We start from the raw sequence: 22,307 nt of genomic DNA, 5'->3' as shown, positions 1-22,307 counted from the left end.
CGAATGTCCTTCAGCGATGGGGCAGGGAGTCGAGGGCCGTGACGATCACGGCGTCCGGGGTGATGTGGTGGGGGCCGGGGAGGCCGGTGCCGGGGAGGGCGACGGCCGCGCTGCCGTAGGCGACGGCGCTGCGGAGGCGGTCCGCCGGAGGGCTGCCCGCGAGGTCGGCGAGGAGGTATCCGGCCAGGGCGGAATCGCCTGCGCCGACGGTGCTGCGCGGGGTGATGTCGGGGGCGGTGGCGTGCCATGCGCCATCGGGGGTGATCAGCACCGCGCCTTCCGCGCCGAGGGTGGCGAGTACCGCGCCCACACCGCGATCCACCAGGATGCGCCCGGCCCGCGCCGCGGTCGACGGGTCGTGGAGTTCGTCGTGGTCCAGGCCGGTGAGCTGGGCCAGTTCCTCGGCATTGGGTTTGAGCAATTGCGGGACAACGGAATCGAAGCCTGATGCCAATGCGCGCAGCGGTGCGTCGGAGGTGTCCACGGCGACGGGGGTGCCGCGCAGCTGCCGCAGCAGGTCGCAGTACCAGTCGTCGGGCACCAGCGGCGGCAGCGAGCCCGAGAGCACCACCCAGGCGGCGTCGGCGGACAGTTCGACCAGCAGGGCGGCCAGCCGCCGCAGGTTGTCCTCGGTGAGCGCGGCGCCGGGTTCGTTGATTTTCGTTGTGGTGCCGTCGGATTCGGCAAGGGTCAGGTTGGTGCGAGCGGAGCCCTGACAAGGCACCGCGCGATGGTCGAGGCCCGTTTCGCGGAGTGCGCGCAGCAGCGGGTCGTCCGGACGGCCGGGGAGGACCGCGACGGTGGGGACACCGGCGGCGGTGACCACGCGGGAGACATTGATGCCCTTGCCGCCCGGCTGCGTGGTGACCGTGCGGGCGCGCAGGACCGCGCCGGAGCGCAATGGCTCGGTCAGGGTGACGGTCCGGTCGATGCTAGGGTTCGCGGTGAGGGTGACGATCATGCGGTGACCACCTCGATTCCGGAGTGCTCCAACTCGTTTCGCAGGGATTGCGGGAGGTCGGTGTCGGTGACGAGGACGTCGATCTCGTCGATGGTGGCGAAGCGCACGAAATCCTCGCGGCCGATCTTGCTGGAGTCGGTGACCACGACCACGCGGTGCGCGGTGCCGACCATGGCCCGCTTCACGGCGGCCTGATCGGTATCGGGGGTGGACAGGCCGTGCCCGGAGGTCAGCGCATTGGTGCCGATGAAGGCCACATCGACGCGCAGCTCGGCGAGCACCCGCAGCGGCTGCGCGCCCACCGCGGCCTGCGTCAGCCCGCGCACCCGCCCGCCCAGCAGATGCAACTGCACCCCGGCGTGGCCGGAGAGCCGGGTGGCGATCGGCAGCGAGTTGGTGACCGCCACCAATTCCCGGTCGGCGGGCAGCAGGGCCGCCACCCGTCCGGTGGTGGTGCCCGCGTCGAACAGCACGCTGCCCCCGGAGGACGGCAGGAATTCCAAGGCCGCCTTGGCGATTCGGTCCTTCTCCGCCGACTTGCTGTGCTCGCGCTCGGTGGTGCCGAGCTCGATGGCGGTCAGCGCCGCCGCGGGGACCGCGCCGCCGTGCACGCGGCGCACCAGGCCCATGCGATCCAGCACCGCCAGATCGCGGCGGACGGTCTCGGTGGTGACGCCGTACTGCTCGGCCAGATCGGCGACGGCCACGCGCCCGAGTTGCCCGACCAGGGTGGCAATGGCCTGCTGCCGCTCCTCGGCGTGCATACCGATCCTTCCGCTCGATGTTTGATCCTGTTGTTTTATGCCCGATTATATTGCTTTGTCAAGCCTCGCGAGTAGCCTGGATCACATCGATTCACAACCGAAGGATGCACCGCATGACCCGCTCAGTCCAGGAAAACGCCACTTCACCAGTGCTCTATGGCACTCCGGCGGTACCGGGCGTGGTCGCCGGTCCGACAGTCCGGCCCACCCCTCGGGTGCGTGTGGAGCCGACCGCGGTGCCGATTGCCGAGTCCGATCGGGCATCCGAGGCCGAGAACTTCCGCCGGGCCGCCGCCGCGGTCGCCGACCGGCTGCGGGCGCGCGCGGCCACCGCCACCGGCGCGGCCGCGGAGGTGCTGGCCGCGAATGCCGCCATGGCCGCCGACCGCGGCTGGCTGGGCGCGGCCGAACAGCGCATCGAGTCGGGCAGGCCCGCGCCCGCCGCGGCGGTCGCGGCCACCGAGCAGTTCGCCGAATTGTTCCTGAAACTGGGCGGATTGATGGCCGAGCGGGTCACCGATCTGCGCGATGTCTGCGACCGCGTGGTCGCGGAACTGACCGGTCGGCCCGAACCCGGCATTCCGGTGCCCGACCACCCGTCGATTCTGCTCGCCGAGGATCTGGCCCCCGCCGATACCGCCGGTCTGGATCCGGAACTCGTTGTCGGCCTGGCGACTTCGCTGGGCGGCCCGACCAGCCACACCGCGATCATCGCGCGCCAGCTCGGCATTCCCTGCGTGGTCGCCGTCGAGGGCCTGGACGAAGTCCCCGCCGGAACCGAGATCCTGCTGGACGGCGCGGCCGGTCTGGTCACCGTCTCCCCCGATGCCGAAACCGTCACTGCGGCAGTCGATGCGTACCGGGCGAGTTCGGAGCGCGCGGCGGCGTGGACCGGTCCGGGCGCGACCGCCGACGGCCACCGGGTGGAGATCCTGGCGAATGTGCAGGACGGCGCGGGGGCCCGCGCGGCCCAGCGCTTCCCCGCCGAGGGGGTGGGCCTGTTCCGCACCGAATTGTGTTTCCTGGACCGCGAATCCGAGCCCGCCCGGGCCGAGCAGGCCGCGATCTACGCCGAGGTGCTCGACGCCTATCCGGAGGCGAAGGTGGTGCTGCGCACCTTGGACGCGGGCTCGGACAAGCCGCTGCGCTTCGCCGACCATCCCGAGGAGGCCAATCCGGCGCTGGGGCTGCGCGGTATCCGCCTGGCGGTCCGCGACGGCCTGCTGGAGCGCCAGCTCGACGCCGTCGCCGATGCCGCCGCCGGTCGCAAGGTCACGCCCTGGGTGATGGCCCCGATGATTTCCACAGCGGCCGAAGCGAAGTCCTTCGCCGCCCAGGTGCGCGAGCGCGGGCTGATTCCGGGAGTGATGATCGAGGTGCCCGCCGCGGCGCTGCTGGCCGAGGCGATTCTCGAGCACGTCGATTTCGTGTCGATCGGCACCAATGACCTCGCCCAGTACACGATGGCCGCCGACCGCATGTCCCCGCAGCTGGCCACGCTCACCGATCCCTGGCAGCCCGCCGTGCTCGCCCTGGTCGCCCGTACCGCGTCGGCCGGGCGGGCGCTGGGCAAGCCGGTCGGCGTGTGCGGTGAGGCCGCCGCCGATCCGCTCCTGGCCTGTGTCCTCACGGGATTGGGCGTCACCTCGCTCTCGGCCGCGGCCCCCGCCGTCGCCGCCGTCGGCGCGGCCCTGGCCGCGACCACCTTCGAGGACTGACGCCGCGCTGCCGAATCCGTGCTGGGGACAACCGATCCCACCGAGGCCCGAGCCGCGGCGCGCACCGCACTCGATTTCTGACATCCACGCGACCGCGCCCCTTCCGAATCGAATCGGAAGGGGCGCAGTGTTGTTCGAGCCGCCTCGATCAGGCGGCCACCGTCTTCGGGCGAATCCGAGCGAGAGCATTCCGCACTCCGACTGTCCTCAGCGCCGCCCAGAGGGCGATGCCGATGTAGACGACCTGCTCGGGCAGACGGAACCACAGCGGTGTGGCAGGATCACCGTTGAGCGGGATTTCCTCCACCGCCGCATAGATATTGGCGGAGGTCATGAGCACGAACAGCACGGCCAGCCCGATTCCGGCGTACTTGCGCGCGCCGGTGATCACCAGCCCCGCCGCACCGGCCAGCTCCAGCACTCCGGTCAAGTAGACCATGAGGTCGGGGAAAGGCACGAAGTCCGGAACCATGGCGGTCAGATCGTCGTGGCTGGGCATGGCATCCACGGTGTCGGGGACGAAATGCGCCGCGCCGGTGAAGAGCAGCAGCACCGCCAGGCCGTGCGCGAACGACACCTGCCAGGTGGCGAACCGCCGGACGCCTAGCGCGCCGAGGGTGCGGAAGCCGAGGGTGGGGACGAGCATCAGGACGAGGGTGTCGAACATGATCTTTCTCCGTACCGGGTGACTACGAATTCGTTCGGGCGGCAGTGTTCTTCGGCCGACCGGGGAGGAGCAGGGAGATCAGCGCGCCGACCGCCACAACGCCCGCGCCGGTCCATACCGCGGGAACCAGGCCGTCGACGTAGCTCTGCGGGCTCAGATACGAACCCTGGGAGGCGAATACCGAGGCCAGCACGGCGACTCCCATGGCGACGCCCACCTCGCGAATGGTGTTGTTGGCGCCGGAGGCCATGCCCTGATCCGCGGGCGCGGCGCTGGCCATGACGACGCTGGAGGCGGGCGCGAAGGTCAGGCCCATGCCCACACCGGCGAGCACGAAGGGCAATACCAGTGCGCCGTAACCGGTGTCGGCGGTACTGATGAGCGCGATCCAGCCCAGCGCCGCCGCCAGGAACACCTGACCGGTCGCGATGAGGACGCGCGGTCCGACCTTGTCGACGATCAGACCCGCGATCGGCGCGACCACCATCGGGGCCATGGTCCACGGCAGGGTCCGCACGCCCGCCTCCAGCGGTGAATAGCCCTGCACCACCTGGAAGAACTGCGCCAGCAGGAAGACCGAACCGAAGACGCCCACCGAGAAGGTGAACAATACGGTGTTGACGGCGCTGAACGCCCGCGACCCGAACAGCCGCAGCGGCAGCATGGGTTCGGCGGTGCGCCGCTCCCAGGCGATGAATCCGGCCAGCAGGACCGCGCCGCCGATCAACCCGCCCAGCACGCCCGCCGAGGTCCAGCCGTCTTCGGAGCCGTGCACCACACCCCACACCACGGCGAGCACGCCGCTCGCCGACAGCGCCAGTCCGATCACATCCGAACGCCGTGCGCCGCCGAAGGATTCACCCAGGATGCGCGCCGCGAACGGCAGTGCCAGCAGGCCGATGGGGACATTGATCCAGAAGATCCACTGCCAGCTCAGACCGTCGACCACCGCACCGCCCACGACCGGCCCGAGCGCCACGCCGAGTCCGGAGATGCCGCCCCAGATGCCGATGGCGGCGCTGCGCATCTTCTCCGGCACGGCGTTCGACAGCAATGTGAGCGACAGCGGCATGACGGCCCCGAACCCTTGGATCGCGCGCGCCCCGATGAGCATCCACGGTTCGGTGGCCAGCGCGCAGGCCGCCGAGGCCACGGTGAACAGCGCGATGCCGAACAGGAACACCCGCCTCCGCCCCAGCCGGTCGCCGAGGGCCGAGGGCCGAGGCGGTGAGCAGCAGCGAGGCGAACGACAGCGTGTAGGCGTTCACGAACCATTGCAGATCGGTGAGCGACGCGCCGAGCTCGGTCTTGATGATGGGCAGGGCGTTCGTGACCACGAGATTGTCCAGCGTGACCATGAACATCGGAATGCCGACCGCCGCCAGCACCGCCCACAACGGACGGGGCGTGACGGCGGAACTACTTGCGGGAGAGGTCTTTTCAAGAGTCTGAGTCATGTCCAGTCCTTGTTATAATCGACTGATAACTAGAGAGTATGCATCGGCTGATAACATGTCAATGGGAAATTCCATTCCCGCCGCGATTCCGACGATGAGAAGGCTCCCCAGCCATGACGAGAACCCGGATGACCGCCACCGAACGCGGCGAACAGGTACTCGAGGCCGCGATCTCCGCCTTCGCCGAATCCGGTTACACCGCAACCAGAACCGATGAGATCGCGCGTCGCGCCGGGGTCTCCCAGCCGTATGTCATCCGACTGTTCGGCACCAAGCAGCAGCTGTTCCTGGCCGTGAGCGAGCGGGCCTGCGATCGCATCGAGGAGACCTTCCGAACCAGCGCCGAGGCGGCGGATCCGGACGCCGACACGGCGGGCAAGCTGCTGGCCCTGGGCGATGGCTACGAGGTCTTCCTGACCGAGCCCGAACTACCCCTGGTCCTATTGCACGGCTTCTCGGCCAGCGCCGATCCGGCCATCGGCGACCAGGTCCGCGACCGCTACGGCCGCATGTACCGCCTGATCCGGGAACTCACCGGCGCATCGGTGTCGGAGGCCCGCGAGTTCATGGCCACGGGCATGCTGTTGACCGTCATGGCGGCCATGCGTGTCACCGGCCCGCACGCCGTACCCGCCGACTGGGCCCAGGAGATCATGCGGGACCTCGAGGAGGACGACTGACCGCCGGGGCGCTCAGCGCCCCTCCAGCACCTCGATATGGTCCGGATCGGCATCGGCCTCGATAATGTCCTCGGTCGGCTCGGGCAGCTTGCGCGCCAGCACCTCGCCGCGGAAGAACGGCGGCATGGCCTTCGCCAGCGCCAGGTAGATGGGCACGCCCAGCAGCAGGGTGCCCACGCCGAGCAGGAAGGTCGCGCCGATATGCCAGTGCGGCGGGAACGGCAGCTGCCAGAACGAGCCGTCCTCCTCCACCCACCAGGAGGTCACCGCGGTCCACCCGGCCGCGAACAGCAGCATGAAGCCGCCCGCCGCGGGCAGGACGCCCTTCATGACGAGAGCCCTTGGGTTGGCGGCGAATCGGTCGCGGTACAGCCAGGCGCAGCTGAGCCCGGTGAGGCCGTAGTACACGCCGATCGAGATGCCGATGGCGGTCACGGCTTGGGCGATGAGCCGCCCGCCGGAGGCGAAGTTCAGCGCCACATACAGCACCACCGAGGCCGCGCCGAACACGATGGCGGAGAACGACGGTGTACGGAAACGCGGGTGAATCTTGCCGAACGCCTTGGGCAGCGCGTGGTGCAGCGCCATGGAATAGGTGGCGCGGGCCGTCGGCAGAATGGTCGTCTGTGTAGAGGCCGCCGCCGAGGTGAGCACCATGAGGAACAGTAGGTGCACCAGCACCGTGCCCACCGCGCCCTCGCCGAACACCGCGCTGCCGAGTGCGCCGAGCACATCGTCGACATGATCGGGGTTGGCCAGCCCGAGCCCCTCGGTGCCGGTCCCCGCGAAGGACTGGCTCGCCACCGTGACCAGCAGGTACAGCGCCACCAGCGTGATGGTCGACAGCACCGCCGCACGTCCCGGCGTATGCCGCGGATCCACCGTCTCCTGGTTCACCGCCACGGCCGAATCCCAGCCCCAGTAGATGAACACCATGAGCAGCATGGCGGTCACGAAGTCCGAGAACGACCCGATCTCGAACGGGTTGAACCACGACCAGTCCGGCAGGCTCGCCCCCTCCGGCGCATTCCCGATGACGACCCGCGCGAGGGCGACCACCGCGAACACCACGAGCATCCCGAACTCGATGGTCAGCAGCCACTGCTGCAGCCGCGCCGACACATCGATGCCGAACACCGCGACCAAGGTCATCACGACCAAATAGACAATCCCCAGCAACAGCACCCACACATTGGTGGCGTCCCCGCCGATACCGTGCGCCCCGAACAAATGAAAGGTGTACTGCGAGCTGATCTGCGCCAAACTCGCCATCACCAGCAGATCCGACACCACGATCGCCCACCCGGCCATCCACCCCGTGAACGGCCCGAACGCCCGCGTCGCCCACACGAACGTGGTCCCCGGATCCGGTTCCACCTCATTGAGATCCCGGTAACCAATGGCCACCAGCAGCATGGGCACGAAGGCCAGCAGCACAATGACCGGCGACTGCAATCCCACGGCGGCCACGACCAGTCCGAGCGTGGCGGTAATGCTGTAGGCGGGTCCAGCCGACGCCACCCCGATCACCACACTGGATGCCAGGGACAGCGCACCGGACTTGAGGGTGCTGGGCAATGTCACCGGGTAATGCTAAGGGCAAACCCGCAGCACACCGAATCAGCACGCCAATCCTCATCCCGGCGTGCCATGAGCACGCCGGGATGCCGGGGTCAGCGCCGCGGCGTGTGCTGGACGCGGGCGCTGGCGTAGAGGCAGATGGCCGCCGCGGCAGCCAGATTCAGGCTTTCGGCGCGGCCGTGGATGGGAATGCGGACGCGGTGGGTGGCGCGGTCGGCGACGGTGCGGTCGAGGCCGTGCGCCTCATTGCCGAATAGCCAGGCGACCGGGCCGGAGAGGAGGTCGTCGGCCTCGTCCAGGTCGACTTCACCCTTGGCGGTGGTCGCGAGGATGGTGATACCGGCCGCTTCGAGGGCGGTCAGCGTCGCGTCGGTGTCGCGTTCGCGGGCGACCGGCACGTGGAAAAGGCTTCCGGCGCAGGCGCGTACGCATTTGCCGTTGTGGGGGTCGACCGAATCACCGGACAGCACAACGCCATTGGCGCCGACGGCGTCGGCGACGCGGATGAGGGTGCCCGCATTGCCGGGGTCGGCGATCTCCACCGGGACGGCCAGCAGGCGCGGCGCGGCGTCGAGGACCTCGCGCAGCGGTACGTCGACCTGGCGGCAGACCGCGACCAGGCCGGGCGGAGTCACGGTCTCCCCCAGCATTTCCGCGGCGCGATCGCTCACCAGGGTGGTGCGCACGCCCGCGGCGGCGGCTCCGGCGACGAGCTCGTGCTCACGCCCGGCGGCCTTCGCGGAGTAGAAGAGTTCCTCCACGCGTCCCGTATCCAGGGCGGACTCCACCGAATTGGCTCCCTCGGCGAGGAAGAATCCGGTCTTGCGGCGCTGGGCGGTGCGGTGCAGCTTGACAGCGGAAACGACCCGCGGATTGCGCTCTGAGAGCGCATCCACGGGCCGTTCGGAATGCTTTGTCACGCAGTCCTGGCTCAGGCGGCCGGGGCGTTGACATCCTCGGGCAGCGCGGCCTTGGCCACGGCCACCAGACCGGCGAACGCCTCGGCGTCGGAGACGGCCAGCTCGGCGAGGATCTTGCGGTCCACCTCGACACCCGCGGCCTTGAGGCCCTGGATGAAGCGGTTGTAGGTGATGTCGTTCAGACGCGCGGCGGCGTTGATACGAGCGATCCACAGCTTGCGGAAGTCACCCTTGCGCGCGCGGCGGTCCCGGTAGGCGTAGGTGAGCGAGTGCAGCTGCTGTTCCTTGGCCTTGCGGTACAGGCGCGACCGCTGACCGCGGTAGCCCTTGGAGGCCTCGAGAACGGAACGGCGCTTCTTCTGAGCGTTGACAGCCCTTTTGACGCGTGCCACTTGTCAGTCCTTGATCGATAGGGGGCGCTGCGGTTGCGCCCGGGTGTTGGTCGGTTTATGCGTCCGCGGAAACGGATCGCGAATTGGCTTGCTCGGCCGACTTACTTGGCGAGCAGCTTCTTGACGCGAGCGACGTCCGCCTTCGCCACGACCTCCACGCCGTCCAGACGACGAGTGCGGGTGGTCGGCTTGTGCTCGAGCAGGTGGCGACGGTTCGCCTGCTGACGGAGCAGCTTGCCCGAACCGGACACCTTGAATCGCTTCGAGGCTCCGCTGTGGCTCTTCATCTTCGGCATGGATTCACCATTTCTCTCGTGCCGGAGGCAGGGGTGAACCCGCCTCCGCCAATGCTGTTAGTTATTACTGCTGCGGGACGTCAGCACCCGAAGCCTCGACCGCCGCATCGGCGGCCGGGGCGCTGTCGGCCGCGGGCGCGCTCTCACGCGTCTGCGAAGCCGACTGCTGGGCCTTCACCCGCGTCTTCGCACCCTTGTGGGGCGCGAGGACCATGGTCATGTTCCGGCCGTCCTGCTTGGCCGAGGTTTCGACGAAACCGAGATCGGCGACGTCGGAGGCCAGCCGCTGCAAGAGTCGGTAACCCAGTTCCGGACGCGACTGCTCACGACCACGGAACATGATCGTGACCTTGACCTTCGACCCGGCCTCGAGGAACCGCATGACGTGGCCCCGCTTGGTCGCGTAGTCGTGGTCGTCGATCTTCGGGCGGAGCTTCTGCTCCTTGATCACGGTCTGGACCTGGTTCTTCCGGGACTCACGCGCTTTCTGCGCGGTCTCGTACTTGAACTTGCCGTAGTCCATGATCTTGCATACCGGCGGGCGCGCGTCCGGTGCGACCTCGACCAGGTCGAGATCAGCCTCCTGGGCGACGCGTAGTGCATCTTCAACACGCACGATCCCAACCTGTTCGCCACCGGGTCCGATGAGGCGGACCTCCGGTACGCGGATGCGATCGTTGATGCGGGTCTCAGTGCTGATGGGGCCTCCTAGGTCAAGCGGTTCGTCAACGACCGCAAGCAATAAACTGCAACCCCAATTCCAACACGAAAGCCCCGCATTGGTATTTCACCAACACGGGGCCCGAGTCGACCGATCCACGACGCAAACACTGCGCATCGCACCCCAGCTGGGCGAACCCAGCGAGGAACCCATCCGAGAAAAAGATGGGCGACCGGACCGTTCAACCTCGCGGCTGACGGTGGGAGTCGGGCTCCACTTAAAGCCCCGGTCCGGTCATGAAAACCGGTCTGGGGCGATCGTCGCAGGTCAGTCTAACAGCCACCTGGGCGGATCCCGAAATCGGCCTCCCCCGCGACCTGGGACAACCCGCTCGATGCCATGCTCTACCCCATGACAGAGGCACGTGTGAACGAGGAATCGGCGCTCATCGAAGGCGAAGTGGTCCGCGAACTGGCCGAGATCCCCGCGGTGGAGGTTATCAGCCGCGCCGCCGTCATGCTCATGAGTTCGGCCGCCGAAAAACTCGGCCTCGGCGAAGACGACCCCTCTGCCAGCCCCCACCTCGACCTCGACGAGGCCCGCCGCGTCATCACCGCCCTCGCCGGTCTCGTCACCGCCTCCGTCGAATACCTCGGCCCCCACGCGGGCCCCATCCGCGACGGCCTCCAATCCCTCCAGCGCGCCTTCCGCGAAGCCTCCGCCCACCCGGACGCCCCCGGCTCCGGCCCCGGCGAAAAGTACACCGGCCCCGTCTACTGACCTGAGTTCGCCGTCGCCCCAAGTCGGCGAGCGGGTTATCCTTCCGCCCTTCTTTATTCACGAGGGCGTTGTAGTCGCACTCGGATCCGACTTCGAGGAGCCCGAGAGGTTGAAGTACGTGACCCGGCGGGCATGATTCCCTTGCTCGGCGGGGCAGCCACGGGCTTGGGGACCCTGACCGATCCATGGGTCGGATGTCGGTCCGGCGTGGAATGCTCGGGGCATGGCACACATGGTTCTGGCTCCTGGATTCTGGCTTGGTGCGTGGGCGTGGGATGAGGTCGCGGAGGAATTGCGGCGGCGGGGGGACGAGGTGGTGGCGTTGACGCTGCCTGGGCTGGACGGGGAGGATCCGGGGCGGCTGGGGGCGACGATCGCGGATCAGGCGCATGCGATTGTCGCGGCGGCGCCGAAACCGGTGGTGCTGGTGGCGCATTCGGGGGCGGCGCTGCCCGCGTATTTGGCGACCGACCTTGCGCCGGAACGGTTTTCGCGGGTGATCTATGTGGATACCGCGCCGTTGCCGGATGGGTTCACGGCGATTCCGGCGCTGGGGGACGCGGCGGAGTTTCCGCTTGGGGATTGGGCGCAGGTGGAGGCGGACGGGAATAGCCTGGAGGGGCTGGACGAGGCGGCGCTGGCGCGGTTCCGGGAGCGGGCGGTGCCGGTTCCGGCGGGGGTCGCGGGCGCGGCGCTGAAGCTCTCGGATTCGGATGCCCGGCTGTCGGTTCCGACCACGCTGGTGTGCACCAGCTGGCCCAGCGAGGTGGTGCGGCAGGGCGCGGAGGCGGGGCAGGTGCCGATCTTCGCCGAACTCGCCCGTTTCGACGCCGATCACCTGGACTACGTCGACCTGCCCACCGGCCACTGGCCCATGTGGTCGAAACCCGTTGAGCTGGCCGAGATCCTGCACGAGGCCGCCAACCGCTGACGGCGGCCGCGAGGCATGCAAAGCGGATCCAGCAATTTGTCACTAGCGGTTTCCGATCAATTGCCAGAGATTTGCGAGAAGTTTTCCCGAGGGCCACTCGAGAGACGCCCGGCCGGTACGGCGCGTATTCTATTGTCTCGCGCTGTAGTTGCCGTCATTTAAACATCATTGCAAGATCACGCTTCGGCAAATATCTAGCTATACACCGGGATTGGGCTGGTAGGCGGCGCGCCGTACAAACGGGCCGGTCCGCGTGTCCGGCAATATTGCTGGTCACGCGGGTCCGGCAGGGATCCCCCGGAATAAGTTGCGGCCCTGCGTTATCGAACGTGGCGCGCGGAACGATGTGGTGCTGAGTGGATGCCGCATTCGTTCCTGCCCCAGCGAAACGCGGGCGCGGTGCTGCATACTACTCCGGGGACAGCGGCTGCTGTCCTTACAACGGCGTTGAAACGAACTCCACGGGGGTTGTACATGATTGACTCTATTTCGCGAGGGCGAACCTCCAGCCGACTGCGTCGGTTCGCTCCGATCTTCGCGGCGGTGTCGGTAGCCGCGGCTCTGGTGGCGGGTTGCTCGTCCTCCAGCGACGACACCGGCACCACCACCGCGGCGCCGCCGGCCCAGTTGCCCGACGGCGCGCAGATCGTGGCGGAATGCGCTCGCACCACCCAGACCCTGCAGTGGGTCCACTTCAACCTTTCGGTCTCGAATGTGCCGAACCTCCCGGTGGAGACCATCTCCGCCGACGTCACCAACCAGCCGCAGGGGGCGGGGCAGGCCATCGGTGACGCCAAGGTCCGGTTGAAGCCGGAGGCCGAGTTCACCGATACCAAGTTCCTGGTCTACGACAAGACCCTGTACGCCGGTGACGGCACCAAGTACAGCAAGGTCGGCCCGGCCGAGCAGATCTACGATCCGGGCGTCATCCTGGACAAGGACAAGGGCCTGGCCAATGTCATCGCCCAGATCCAGAACCCGAAGGCCGAGGCCCGGGAGAAGATCGACGGCATCGACACGGTGAAGATCTCCGGCACCATCAACGGCTCGGTCATCGACCCGGTCGTGCCCAAGGCCGGTGACGGCGTCGGCTCGCTGCCGATCACGGTGTGGATCAAGGACGTCGCCCCGCCGACCGGCACCACCTCGACGCTGCCGTCCGAGGCCGCCTCGCCCGGCACCGGCCCGAACCTGGTGAAGGCCGTGGTCACCAAGGACTCCGGCACCATCTCGGTGGTGCTGTCCAACTGGGCCAAGGAATTCACCGTCCCCAAGGTCGGGGGGTAAGGGACACCCTCGTCCCTGAAGTCTGAGTTCGGAACCGGTCCGGGATAGCGGAACGCCGACAACGGCTGTAATCCGCTGGCCCGGGCCGGCTTTCGTATTGAAGGGGTCACGCCGGGAACTTGTCGGCACCCGCTCCTAGGGTCTCCGGAGACGCCCCGCTAACGAAGCTAATGGTTTAAGAGATTGTTCAGTGGAATGCAAGGCCCGGCAACGATAGTTCATGTAGAACGCTCGAGGGCAGTGTGTGATGAGGCCTGATCGGCGCGGAACAGGCAGGTACCAGCCGATCGGACACGGAGGAAAGAGATGACTACCGACCGCCAGGACGTGGACGAGCGCGGGCAGGACACGGGGGAAAGCGAATTCCGTCGTCCCGACGGCCCTCCCGGTCCGCGTCCGGTTTCCAATGTATGGGTCTACAACGGCAAAGCCTACGACCTGAGTGACTGGATCTCCAAGCATCCCGGCGGCGAGTTCTTCATCGGCCGCACGAAAAACCGGGATATCACCTCCATTATCGGTTCGTACCACAAGAACCCGGAGGGAATCTCGAAGCTGATCGAGCGGTTCGCGCTCAATCGCGAAGCCCTACCGGAGGATATCCACCCCAAAGCGAACGCGCCGGACTTCCTGTTCAAGGAGGGCTTCGATTCCTGGCACGACACCCCGAAGTACCGGTTCGACGACAAGAACGATCTGCTGCACGCGGTCAAGAAGCGGCTCAAGGAGCCGGAGCTGGCGGCGCGAATCAAGAAGATGGACAAGCTGTTCAACATCGTCGTGGTGTTGATGGCCATCGCCTACTTCGCGGTGCAGGGCCTGCGGCTGGCGGTCCCGGCGTGGATGCCGCTGCCGGTCTTCGTCTTCGCCATGGTGGTACTGCGCAGCTCGCTGGCGGGCTTCGGTCACTACGCGATTCACCGGGCCCAGAAGGGCTGGAACAAGATCTGGGTGAACGCCTTCGACCTCAATTGCGTCGCACTGTCGTTCGTGACCGCGGACGGGCACGCGCTGCTGCACCACCCGCACACGCAGAGTGAAGTCGACATCAAGAAGAACGTCTTCACCATGATGACGCGGGTACCGGTGCTCTACCGCATTCCGGTCCACACCCTGCACAAACTCGGGCACACGCTGACCGGCATGATCATGCGCCTGCTCGATGTCTGCCGCCTCACCCGCAAGGTGGGCATCAAGGATATGTACGGCACCTGGGGAGGGGCGCTGCCGCACTTCATCGGCTCGTTCGCCGTGCGCTTCCTGCTGGTCGGCGAGTTCCTGGTCTTCCTGATCATGGGCGATATCTGGGCCTGGGTCCTGCAGTTCGTGATCAGCCTGTGGGTCAGCACCTTCCTGGTGGTGGCCAGCCACGACTTCGAGATGGACACCGAGGAGATCGAGTCCGATACCGAGGACTGGGCCATCAACCAGCTCGAGCAGGCCTACGACCTGAAGGTGGTCGGCAACCGCTACGTCGACTGCTTCCTGTCGGCCGGGCTGAGCTCGCACCGGGTGCACCATGTACTGCCGTATCAGCGCAGCGGTTTCGCCAATATCGCGACCGAGGACGTGGTTCGCGAAGAGGCCGCGAAATTCGGTGTCGAATGGCTCCCGGCGAAGAGTTTCTTCACCGACCGTTTCCCGAAGCAGGTTCGCGTATATCTCCTGTCTCGTTCCGATGAAGCGAAGGAACGCAATTGGGGATTCGTCCGGGAGCACTTGTCCCCCGGCGCGCTGAAAACCTCCGCGGTCTACACGGTTCAAGGATTCACCGGAATCGGAACAGTCTGATCCTGTTTCGCTCACGGTCGAATCGGCCGCGCCTCCGCCTATTGCGTAGCCGGCCATAGCTATATCGAAAGAAGGGGAGAATTTCGTGTCTATCACTATCGACGAGGGGGGCGCTGTGCCCAACGCGACTCGGTTGTCCACCGCGGCAACTCGATTCACCGGCAATGAACTCGAATACGGCTTCGGCGAGCAGGGCCTGCCGCCGACCCCGCCCACCACGGTCGCGGTCATCGAGGGCATTGCCACCGGCTCGCCGGACCAGATCTTCGAGCAGGCCGATGCCGCCGAGCGGGTGGCGGAGCGGTTCGAGGATCCGGCCCACCAGGAGCGCATCCGCCGCGTCTTCAAGAAGACCCGGATCGACACCCGCCGCCTGGCGGTCGATCCGCTGGAGCCGGAGTTCCTGGAGTTCAGCGGTAAGCCCGCCACCATCCGGGAGCGGATGAACCTGTACTACCGCTACGCCGCACCGCTCGCGGTCGACGTCGCCGGGCGCGCCCTGGCCGCTGCCGATACCGCGGCCGAGGAAATCGGGCTGCTGGTCTTCGTCACCAGCACCGGCTTCATCGCGCCCGGCGTGGATGTCGCCATCGTGAAGGAACTCGGCCTGCCGAAGACCGTCGGCCGGGTGGTGGTCAACTTCATGGGCTGCGCGGCCGCCATGAACGGCGTGCGCACCGCGGTGGATTACGTCCGCGCCAACCCGGACAAGAAGGCCATGGTGGTGTGCATCGAGGTCAGCTCGGTCAATGCCGCGTTCGACACCGACATCATCCACACCATTACGCACAGCCTTTTCGGTGACGGTTGCGGAGCCGTTGTCATCGGGGCTTCCCAGGTGCAGCAGCCGCTCGCACCCGGCAAGGTGGTGCTGCGCGATACCTTCAGCTACCTGTTCGACGGCGCGGAGGACGGCATCGTGCTCGGCGTCAACGACAATGGCATTACCTGCGAGCTGTCGGAGAACCTGCAGCAGTACATCTTCGACGGTGTAGATCCGGTGGTCTCGGAAGTCTTGGACCGCAATGGTTTGCAGAAGTCCGATATCGAGCTGTGGGCGATCCACCCGGGTGGCCCCAAGATCATCGAGTCGTCCTCGGCCTCGCTCGGGATTTCCGCCGACACCGCCGACCTGAGCTGGGATATCCTTGCTCAGCACGGAAATATGCTCAGCGTTTCGCTGATCTTCGTGCTGGAGCAGATGATTCAGCGGGCGGAGACCACCAAGCCCATCTCGACCGGTGTGGCGTTCTCCTTCGCACCGGGCGTCACCCTCGAAGGGATGATCTTCGACATCGTTCGCCGGTAACGACGAACCGCCGTCTCAGAGAGCAGCAATCATGCAACTCATCAGATTTCTCATCTCGATCTCCTGGATGCGGATCGCGGCCGTCATCGCGGCGGGCCTGGTCTGCGGCGTGGCCAATACCTACCTGGTGACACTTATTCGGGGAGTGGTGTCACCGGAACCGCATCCGGCGGTCACCGTCCAGAGCTTCGCCGCGACCGTGGCGGTCATCCTGGTCAGTGGCGTGCTGTCGCAGGTGCTGCTCATCCGGCTCGCCCAGGATGCGATCTATCAGCTGCGCGCCCAGCTCAGCAATGGCATCGTCTCGACTCCGCTGGAGCATCTGGAACGGCTGGGCATGCATCGCCTGATGGCGACGCTCACCGAGGATGTGCGGTCGCTGTCGCAGGCCGTGACCGCCATTCCGAGCATCTGCATCGACGTCGCCACCATCGTGGGGTGCTTCGTGTACCTGTTCATGGTGGACGGCAAGGTCTTCGCCGTCACCGTGGCGGGCACGCTGCTCGGAATCGCTTCCGTCGAAGCGATTCTCAAGAAGGTGCGCAAGATCTACCAGGCTGCGCGCGAGAACGACGACGCCCTGTTGCGGTCGTTCACCAATGTGACGCTGGGCATCAAGGAGCTCAAGCTGCATCGGGGGCGGCGCAAGGACTTCATGGACAAGCACCTCCTCGGCACCGCCGGGGAACTGCGCGACCAGAATGTCGACGCCGGGTCGAAATTCTCGGTGGCGCAGGGGTTCGGGCAGCTGCTGCAGCTGGCCACCATGGGGCTCATCCTGTTCGTGCTGGCCAAGGCGTTCAAGCTGGACCGCGACACCATGTTCGGGTACATCCTGGTGACGACCTTCCTGGCCATGCCCATGCAGAACTTCATGCACCGCATTCCGGACCTGCTGCGCGGTGATGTGGCGCTGGCCAAGATTCGCTCCATGAGCCTGTCCATGGCCACGCTGCACAATGAGGACGAGCTGCCCTACACCGAGCGGCCCATTGTGGGCGAGGCTCGGCTGGAGCTGGCGGGTGTGGGCTACACCTATGTGGGAGAAGCGCCTTCGCTGATTCCGCCGCCGCCGGGCTCCGAATCGCAGCCGGGTCCGGGTGCGGGCCGGGGCGGGCGTCCGGGCCCGGGTGGACCGGGCGCCGGTCACGGTGGGCATCCCGGTCCTGGTCCGGGCGCTCCCGGTGGACGTCCGGGTGCGGGTCCGGCGGGGCATCCGCCGCGGCCGGGCGGTCCGGGCGGGCATCCGGGCGCGCGGCCCGATGTCAATGGGCATCGGTTCGTGAATCCGTTCGCCACCAAGAACATTCCGGTGCCGGTGACCCCGCCGCCGAGCGAGGATGTGCCGGGATTCAATCTCGGCCCGATCGATCTGGTCTTCGAACCCGGTCAGGTCACCTTCATCGTCGGCGGCAACGGCAGCGGTAAATCCACGCTGGCCAAGCTCATTACGGGGCTGTACTTCCCGCGCACCGGGCAGCTGACGCTGAACGGCGAGCCGATCGATCACGAGAATATCGAGTGGTTCCGCCAGAACTCCTCGGCCATCTTCACCGATTTCCATCTGTTCGAGGACTACCTCGGCTTCGATCGCCCCGGCATCGACGACGAGGTGCGGCACTACCTCGAGGAGTTGCAGATCTCGCACAAGGTGACGGTGCAGGACGGGCGACTGTCCACCATCAACCTGTCGCAGGGTCAGCGCAAGCGGCTGGCGCTGTTGACCGCGCTACTCGAGGACCGGGCCATCTACCTGTTCGACGAGTGGGCCGCCGACCAGGAACCCAAGTTCCGTGACGTGTTCTACCGCGAGATCCTGACCAAACTCAAGGAGCGCGGCAAAACGGTCATCGTGATCACGCACGACGACCGCTACTTCGACCTCGCCGACCAGATCGTCAAACTCGACTTCGGCCGCGTGGCCGAGGCCAAGCTGCTGGCGCAGCCGGTCGCCGAGTAGAAACCAGGAATGGCCCCCACCTAACGGTGGGGGCCATTCGCATTCGCGGGCCGGACTGATGCGCGGGCGAGGTTGGCGGTGGCGGGGGTGGAGTGCGGGGTGGATAGAGTCGAGAGATGGGTGGTGAGACTTCGGCGGCGAGGCGGGCTCGGCGGGACGAGTTGCGGGATTTTCTGCGGGCTCGGCGAGGGCGGATTTCACCTGCTGAGGTTGGGTTGGTGAGTGTTGGGCAGCGGCGCACGCCCGGTTTGCGGCGGGAGGAGGTGGCGCAGCTGGCCGGGGTCGGGGTGTCTTGGTACACGTGGCTCGAGCAGGGGCGGGATATCAACGCCTCCCCCGAAGTCCTGGAGGCGGTCGGCCGGGCATTGCAGCTCAACGAGGCGGAACGTGCGCACCTGTTCGTGCTCGCGGGGCTGAATCCTCCACGCGTGCGGCCCGTTCACTCCACGTCGGTGAGTCCGGAACTGTCCCGGCTCATCGATACGTGGAACCCGCGCCCGGCCATTCTGCGCGACCGCTACTGGAACCTCATCACCTTCAACAACGCGACCCGGCTGGTCTTCGGCTACGGCGACACCGACAACAACTGCCTGACCACCTTCTTCACCAATGCCCGCTATCGCGATATGCACACCGAATGGGAGGCGATCGCGCCCGACGTCGTCGCCGCCTACCGCGCCGACGTCGCCTACTCCCCCGCCGATCCGGGCTTCCAGCGCATAATCGGCCAACTCAGCAGTGCCAGTACGGAATTCGATGAACTCTGGGCCCGCCACGACGTCGCCGCCCCCACGCAATCGATGAAGGCCGTCCGCCACCCGGAGGTCGGCGACCTCGTCTTCGACAAGACCACCATGGCCTTGATCGACCGGCCCGACTGGCATCTGGAGTTCTACAACCCCCGTCCCGGCACGGGCACCGCCGAGCGCCTGGACGAACTGACGCGCAGCAACACCCTCGCCTCGGCCTGAAAGCACTGCGATCCGGCACTGGTCTCACGCCCCGACGGGTCTACCTGGTGGTGGCGGACCCAGGTTGGCTGCGCACTGTTTGCGACCGGATAGGGTCGGCAGGCTGAATGGCATGACACAGAGCAACTCCCGTTTCGCCGATAAGATCGCCCTCATTACCGGCGGGACCAGCGGTATGGGCCTGGCCGCGGCGCAGCGGCTGCTGGCCGAGGGCGCGCACGTGGTCATTACCGGCCGCGACAAGACTCGACTCGATGCTGCGGTCAAGGAACTCGCGGGGACTGCCCCCGATGCGGGCGACCGCATTCTCGCGGTGGCCGGTGACGTGGCCGATCGGGGCGACCGGGACGCCCTCATCGAGGCCGTTCGCACTCGCTACGGCCGACTCGATGTGCTGTTCGCCAATGCCGGGGTCGGCTCGTTCCAGGCCATCGGGGACGTCACCGAGGACGAGTTCGACCGCGTTGTCGGCATCAACTTCAAGGGCGTGTATTTCACCATCCAGCAGGCGCTTCCATTGCTGGTGGACGGTTCGTCGATCGTCATCAACGCGTCCTGGACCCTGCATCGCGGTCTGACCAACGGCACCGTTTACTCCGCGACCAAGGCCGCGGTGCACAACCTCGCCCATACCCTCGCTGCGGACCTGGCCCCCAGGCGAATCCGCGTCAACTCGGTCAGCCCGGGCTACATCGCCACCCCGATGTTCCACGACAATGTCTCCGAGGACGCGAAACCCGAAGTCATGGCCAGCGTGGCCGCTGCTCGCTTCGGCACCTCCGAAGACGTGGCGAATGCCGTGGCCTTCCTCGCTTCGGACGAGGCGTCCTACGTCAATGGCCAGGATCTGATCATCGACGGCGGCCTGGTCTCCGTGATTCCCTCCCCGATGCTCTAGCGAAAACGTTGGAGCCCCGCACGATCGAGTGCGGGGCTCCAACCCGGCCGGGGCCCGACTAACCGCCGCCGCCACAACCTCCTCCGCCGCAGCCTCCGCCCCCGCCGCCGCCGTCACCACCGCCGTCGCCACCTAGATCCCAGCCGATATCGCTGAAGTCCCCCATACTCCAACCGCCTGAAGACGATCCGCCCTCGTCGTCCCACATCGTCTCGTAATCCGCAGAGTCGTAGGGCATACCCCCATCGCTGACGACGAGACTGCCCGTCATCGCCATCCCCATCAACCGCTTGAAGCGCGATCGCGGGGTATTGAAGAACCCTTCGGGCGCACCGTCTTCGGGCTCATCGCCCTCCCGCAGCGGAACCTCCCCACCGGGCGCGGTATCGCGACCGGCTTGTGCCGCGACATTCTCCTGAGGCGATTTCTCCCACCAGTAGTCCGGCTCCGCCCGCCACTCCTCGAGCAGCCGCTCCGTCTCCCGTCGCAGGGCGTTCAACAGCCGCCAACCGGCAACTGTGCGTTTGGGTTTCCACAGCAGATACAGCCCGGCCAGCACCGCCACCGCCAGCGCGGCAACGGTCCAGCCGCTCACCTTATCGGTCACCAGCCGGGCGAACGCTGCGACCGGAATCAGCACGACGGCAATCGCTTTGACGATTTGCCGCTGCCACGCCCGGGGAATCAGCCCGTCGGCGCGAAGCCGATCCCGTATCGCCCGCAATTCCGCACCGGTGCGGCGTTTCCTGACCAGCGCCCGCAACCGCGCGGGCGTGCCCACATCGAGGTAGATGGCCTGTTCCAGCTCATCGGCATCCGGCGGCGGTTCCGCTCCGATGCGCTTCACCTTCGTCCGCGGCCTGTTCTGCCCGACCGCACCGTCGATATCCAACCCGGTCACCGCCGCGACCAGCGCACCGCGCGCACCGGCTCGCAGGAACGCCATTTCGCTCGTGGACAATTCGCGTTCCGAACGCGCCGCCAGCGGCTGTATCCGGACGGCGACGGCGACAGCCAGCAGTCCGAAGATCAACCACAGCAAGAGATCTCCCACCGTAAACACCCCCAGAGCTCACCAATGGTGATCTCAGTATCCGGCGGCGGGTTTCCGCCTGGCGAGCCACCAGTTTCGGTGGGTCGGGGCACGCTCAGTCGCGGATCTCCAACTCGGCGGCCACGATCACGCAATAGTTCAGCGGCAGCGTGGCCATGCCGACCGCGGTGCGGGCGTGGCGCCCGATCTCCTGTCCGAACACATCCAGGATCAGATCCGAGAAACCGTTGATCACCGTGGTGGATCCGGCGAATCCTATGTCGGCGTTGATCATGCCTTGCACCATGAGCCAGGCGGAGGTTCGATCCAGGTCGCCCAGGGTGGTTTGGAGATTTCCGAGCATGGCTATGGCGGCTGCTCGGGCGGATTCGTAGGCGTGATCCGGTGGGACCATGCTCGGGATCTTCCCGAACGGTCCTGCGGGGCGGCCGTCGTCGCTCAAGGCGCCGTGGCCGGAGACCAGGACTCGGCGGCCGGAGACGCGTACCCAGGCGAACGGGGTCACCAGGCCCGGGGGTGGTTTGGGGGACGGGGGTAGTTGGATTCCCAGTTCCGTCAACCGTTTCGCGATGGTGCTCTCTGAGTCAGTATGCGGGGGTAGGGGGTGGTTTTTCGTGGCCCTGGCCGCTATCCGCGATCGCCCCTCACCTACCGGCCTGGCTGGATGGCTGTGGTTATCGGCGGACTTCGTAGAAGAAGCAGCCGTATTCGACGGCGCGGACGTGGACTAGGGCTACCTCTGGGTCGGAGAAGGCTTCGGTGAAGGCTTGGGTGATTGTTTCCGTGGAGAGGTCGGTGTCGGTTAGGAGGTGGCCGCCGAGGATTCGGCCTTCGGTGGAGTAGCGGCGGAGGACTCGGGGGGCGGTGATCAGGGGGTAGGTGTTGTGGTTGGGGGGTTGGCAGGGTTCGGCGTGGATGAAGGCGGGGCCCTGTTCGTCGTAGGGGCCGGGGGTGGCGCCGGATTCTGCGGCCCAGCGGCGGAGGGGGGCGTAGGAGATGAGGGCTATGCGGTCGCCTGGGGCGCTGCGGCGGAGGCAGCAGCGGAGGGGGGCGCCGCCCTCAGGGTCGGTGAAGGCGACGGTTGGGTTTCCGGCGTCGTCGGTGACGCGGAGGGCTTTCAGGGCCTCGGGGCTGATGGGGAGGGCCTTGTAGGGCGTCGTCATCAGTTCAGCTTCGCGCGCTGGGAGGGGTGGCACTGGCGGGAATTGGACGTTGCGCAGTCAGAGGGA

The 22,307-nt window shown here is 67.0% G+C and carries 21 protein-coding genes and 1 pseudogene; 10 read left to right on the top strand and 12 right to left on the bottom strand.

Annotated elements, in window-relative coordinates; translation table 11 throughout:
• Nucleotides 1–10 precede the first annotated feature (10 nt).
• Together NC4_RS36305 and NC4_RS36300 are read right to left on the bottom strand one after the other, a co-directional pair.
• Nucleotides 11–961, bottom strand: a complete 951-nt coding sequence (locus tag NC4_RS36305; protein ID WP_067548320.1) for a 1-phosphofructokinase family hexose kinase — start codon at nucleotides 959–961, stop codon at nucleotides 11–13.
• Nucleotides 958–1,725 (bottom strand): DeoR/GlpR family DNA-binding transcription regulator, encoded by a 768-nt coding sequence (locus NC4_RS36300; protein ID WP_067548317.1) that lies wholly within the window; start codon nucleotides 1,723–1,725, stop codon nucleotides 958–960. The genes NC4_RS36305 and NC4_RS36300 overlap by 4 nt, the downstream gene beginning before the upstream one ends.
• A gap of 113 nt (nucleotides 1,726–1,838) precedes the next feature.
• On the opposite strand from NC4_RS36300, the pseudogene NC4_RS36295 reads away from it, so the two are divergent.
• Nucleotides 1,839–3,524 (top strand): annotated as a pseudogene (locus tag NC4_RS36295) (putative PEP-binding protein).
• A gap of 67 nt (nucleotides 3,525–3,591) precedes the next feature.
• Here NC4_RS36295 and NC4_RS36290 read toward each other — a convergent pair.
• Both NC4_RS36290 and NC4_RS36285 read right to left on the bottom strand, forming a co-directional pair.
• A complete protein-coding gene (locus NC4_RS36290) occupies nucleotides 3,592–4,110 on the bottom strand; it encodes a DoxX family protein (RefSeq protein WP_067548314.1) in 519 nt (172 codons plus the stop codon).
• Nucleotides 4,111–4,132: 22 nt separating this feature from the next.
• Entirely contained in the window at nucleotides 4,133–5,293 is a 1,161-nt protein-coding gene (locus tag NC4_RS36285) for an MFS transporter (protein WP_245722172.1), read from the bottom strand.
• A gap of 387 nt (nucleotides 5,294–5,680) precedes the next feature.
• Between NC4_RS36285 and NC4_RS36280 the strand changes: the two genes are divergently transcribed.
• Nucleotides 5,681–6,247: a TetR/AcrR family transcriptional regulator gene (locus NC4_RS36280; RefSeq protein WP_067548311.1), complete on the top strand. Its 567-nt coding sequence runs from the start codon at nucleotides 5,681–5,683 to the stop codon at nucleotides 6,245–6,247.
• A gap of 12 nt (nucleotides 6,248–6,259) precedes the next feature.
• Here the strand turns inward: NC4_RS36280 and NC4_RS36275 are convergent, their stop codons facing one another.
• From NC4_RS36275 to infC, 5 genes are all read right to left on the bottom strand, one after another.
• Nucleotides 6,260–7,831 carry an APC family permease gene (locus NC4_RS36275; RefSeq protein WP_067548308.1) on the bottom strand — a complete coding sequence of 524 codons (1,572 nt, stop codon included), beginning with the start codon at nucleotides 7,829–7,831 and terminating at the stop codon, nucleotides 6,260–6,262.
• 89 nt (nucleotides 7,832–7,920) lie between these two features.
• Nucleotides 7,921–8,724, bottom strand: coding sequence for a TrmH family RNA methyltransferase (locus tag NC4_RS36270; protein WP_067548305.1), 804 nt, complete (start codon nucleotides 8,722–8,724; stop codon nucleotides 7,921–7,923).
• Nucleotides 8,725–8,759: 35 nt separating this feature from the next.
• Nucleotides 8,760–9,140, bottom strand: a complete 381-nt coding sequence (gene rplT / locus NC4_RS36265) for a 50S ribosomal protein L20 (RefSeq protein ID WP_025348785.1) — start codon at nucleotides 9,138–9,140, stop codon at nucleotides 8,760–8,762.
• A 101-nt stretch (nucleotides 9,141–9,241) separates the two neighbouring features.
• Nucleotides 9,242–9,436: a 50S ribosomal protein L35 gene (rpmI, locus tag NC4_RS36260; protein WP_033090982.1), complete on the bottom strand. Its 195-nt coding sequence runs from the start codon at nucleotides 9,434–9,436 to the stop codon at nucleotides 9,242–9,244.
• Between the two features lie 64 nt (nucleotides 9,437–9,500).
• Nucleotides 9,501–10,178, bottom strand: coding sequence for a translation initiation factor IF-3 (infC, locus tag NC4_RS36255; protein WP_084530120.1), 678 nt, complete (start codon nucleotides 10,176–10,178; stop codon nucleotides 9,501–9,503).
• A gap of 330 nt (nucleotides 10,179–10,508) precedes the next feature.
• Between infC and NC4_RS36250 the strand changes: the two genes are divergently transcribed.
• The 8 genes from NC4_RS36250 (at nucleotide 10,509) to NC4_RS36215 (ending at nucleotide 20,024) form a co-directional block, all read left to right on the top strand.
• On the top strand, nucleotides 10,509–10,877 hold the full coding sequence (locus NC4_RS36250; RefSeq protein ID WP_067548519.1) for a DUF1844 domain-containing protein: 369 nt from the start codon (nucleotides 10,509–10,511) through the stop codon (nucleotides 10,875–10,877).
• Nucleotides 10,878–11,100: 223 nt separating this feature from the next.
• Complete coding sequence (locus NC4_RS36245; protein WP_067548299.1) at nucleotides 11,101–11,808, top strand: alpha/beta fold hydrolase; 708 nt, start codon at nucleotides 11,101–11,103, stop codon at nucleotides 11,806–11,808.
• Nucleotides 11,809–12,351: 543 nt separating this feature from the next.
• On the top strand, nucleotides 12,352–13,095 hold the full coding sequence (locus tag NC4_RS36240) for an LppX_LprAFG lipoprotein (RefSeq protein WP_245722171.1): 744 nt from the start codon (nucleotides 12,352–12,354) through the stop codon (nucleotides 13,093–13,095).
• Nucleotides 13,096–13,401: 306 nt separating this feature from the next.
• A complete protein-coding gene (locus NC4_RS36235) occupies nucleotides 13,402–14,886 on the top strand; it encodes a fatty acid desaturase (protein WP_067548293.1) in 1,485 nt (494 codons plus the stop codon).
• A 196-nt stretch (nucleotides 14,887–15,082) separates the two neighbouring features.
• A complete protein-coding gene (locus tag NC4_RS36230) occupies nucleotides 15,083–16,195 on the top strand; it encodes a type III polyketide synthase (protein WP_157555446.1) in 1,113 nt (370 codons plus the stop codon).
• Between the two features lie 31 nt (nucleotides 16,196–16,226).
• A complete protein-coding gene (locus NC4_RS36225) occupies nucleotides 16,227–18,155 on the top strand; it encodes an ATP-binding cassette domain-containing protein (protein ID WP_067548288.1) in 1,929 nt (642 codons plus the stop codon).
• A gap of 116 nt (nucleotides 18,156–18,271) precedes the next feature.
• On the top strand, nucleotides 18,272–19,126 hold the full coding sequence (locus NC4_RS36220) for a helix-turn-helix transcriptional regulator (RefSeq protein WP_067548285.1): 855 nt from the start codon (nucleotides 18,272–18,274) through the stop codon (nucleotides 19,124–19,126).
• A 112-nt stretch (nucleotides 19,127–19,238) separates the two neighbouring features.
• Nucleotides 19,239–20,024, top strand: a complete 786-nt coding sequence (locus NC4_RS36215) for an SDR family NAD(P)-dependent oxidoreductase (RefSeq protein WP_067548282.1) — start codon at nucleotides 19,239–19,241, stop codon at nucleotides 20,022–20,024.
• Between the two features lie 58 nt (nucleotides 20,025–20,082).
• Here the strand turns inward: NC4_RS36215 and NC4_RS36210 are convergent, their stop codons facing one another.
• The 3 genes from NC4_RS36210 to NC4_RS36200 all read right to left on the bottom strand — a co-directional run bounded on the left by NC4_RS36210 (nucleotide 20,083) and on the right by NC4_RS36200 (nucleotide 22,241).
• Nucleotides 20,083–21,078, bottom strand: coding sequence for a TIGR04222 domain-containing membrane protein (locus NC4_RS36210; protein ID WP_157555439.1), 996 nt, complete (start codon nucleotides 21,076–21,078; stop codon nucleotides 20,083–20,085).
• 94 nt (nucleotides 21,079–21,172) lie between these two features.
• The gene (locus NC4_RS36205) at nucleotides 21,173–21,637 is read right to left on the bottom strand and encodes a RidA family protein (protein WP_245722169.1); all 465 of its coding nucleotides are present in this window, start codon (nucleotides 21,635–21,637) and stop codon (nucleotides 21,173–21,175) included.
• Between the two features lie 115 nt (nucleotides 21,638–21,752).
• The gene (locus tag NC4_RS36200; protein WP_067548273.1) at nucleotides 21,753–22,241 is read right to left on the bottom strand and encodes a DUF1203 domain-containing protein; all 489 of its coding nucleotides are present in this window, start codon (nucleotides 22,239–22,241) and stop codon (nucleotides 21,753–21,755) included.
• Nucleotides 22,242–22,307: the final 66 nt, after the last annotated feature.

This window comes from Nocardia crassostreae (assembly GCF_001613405.1).
In the GTDB taxonomy this organism is placed as follows: domain Bacteria; phylum Actinomycetota; class Actinomycetes; order Mycobacteriales; family Mycobacteriaceae; genus Nocardia; species Nocardia crassostreae.
This window is presented reverse-complemented; position numbering and strand designations above follow the sequence as displayed.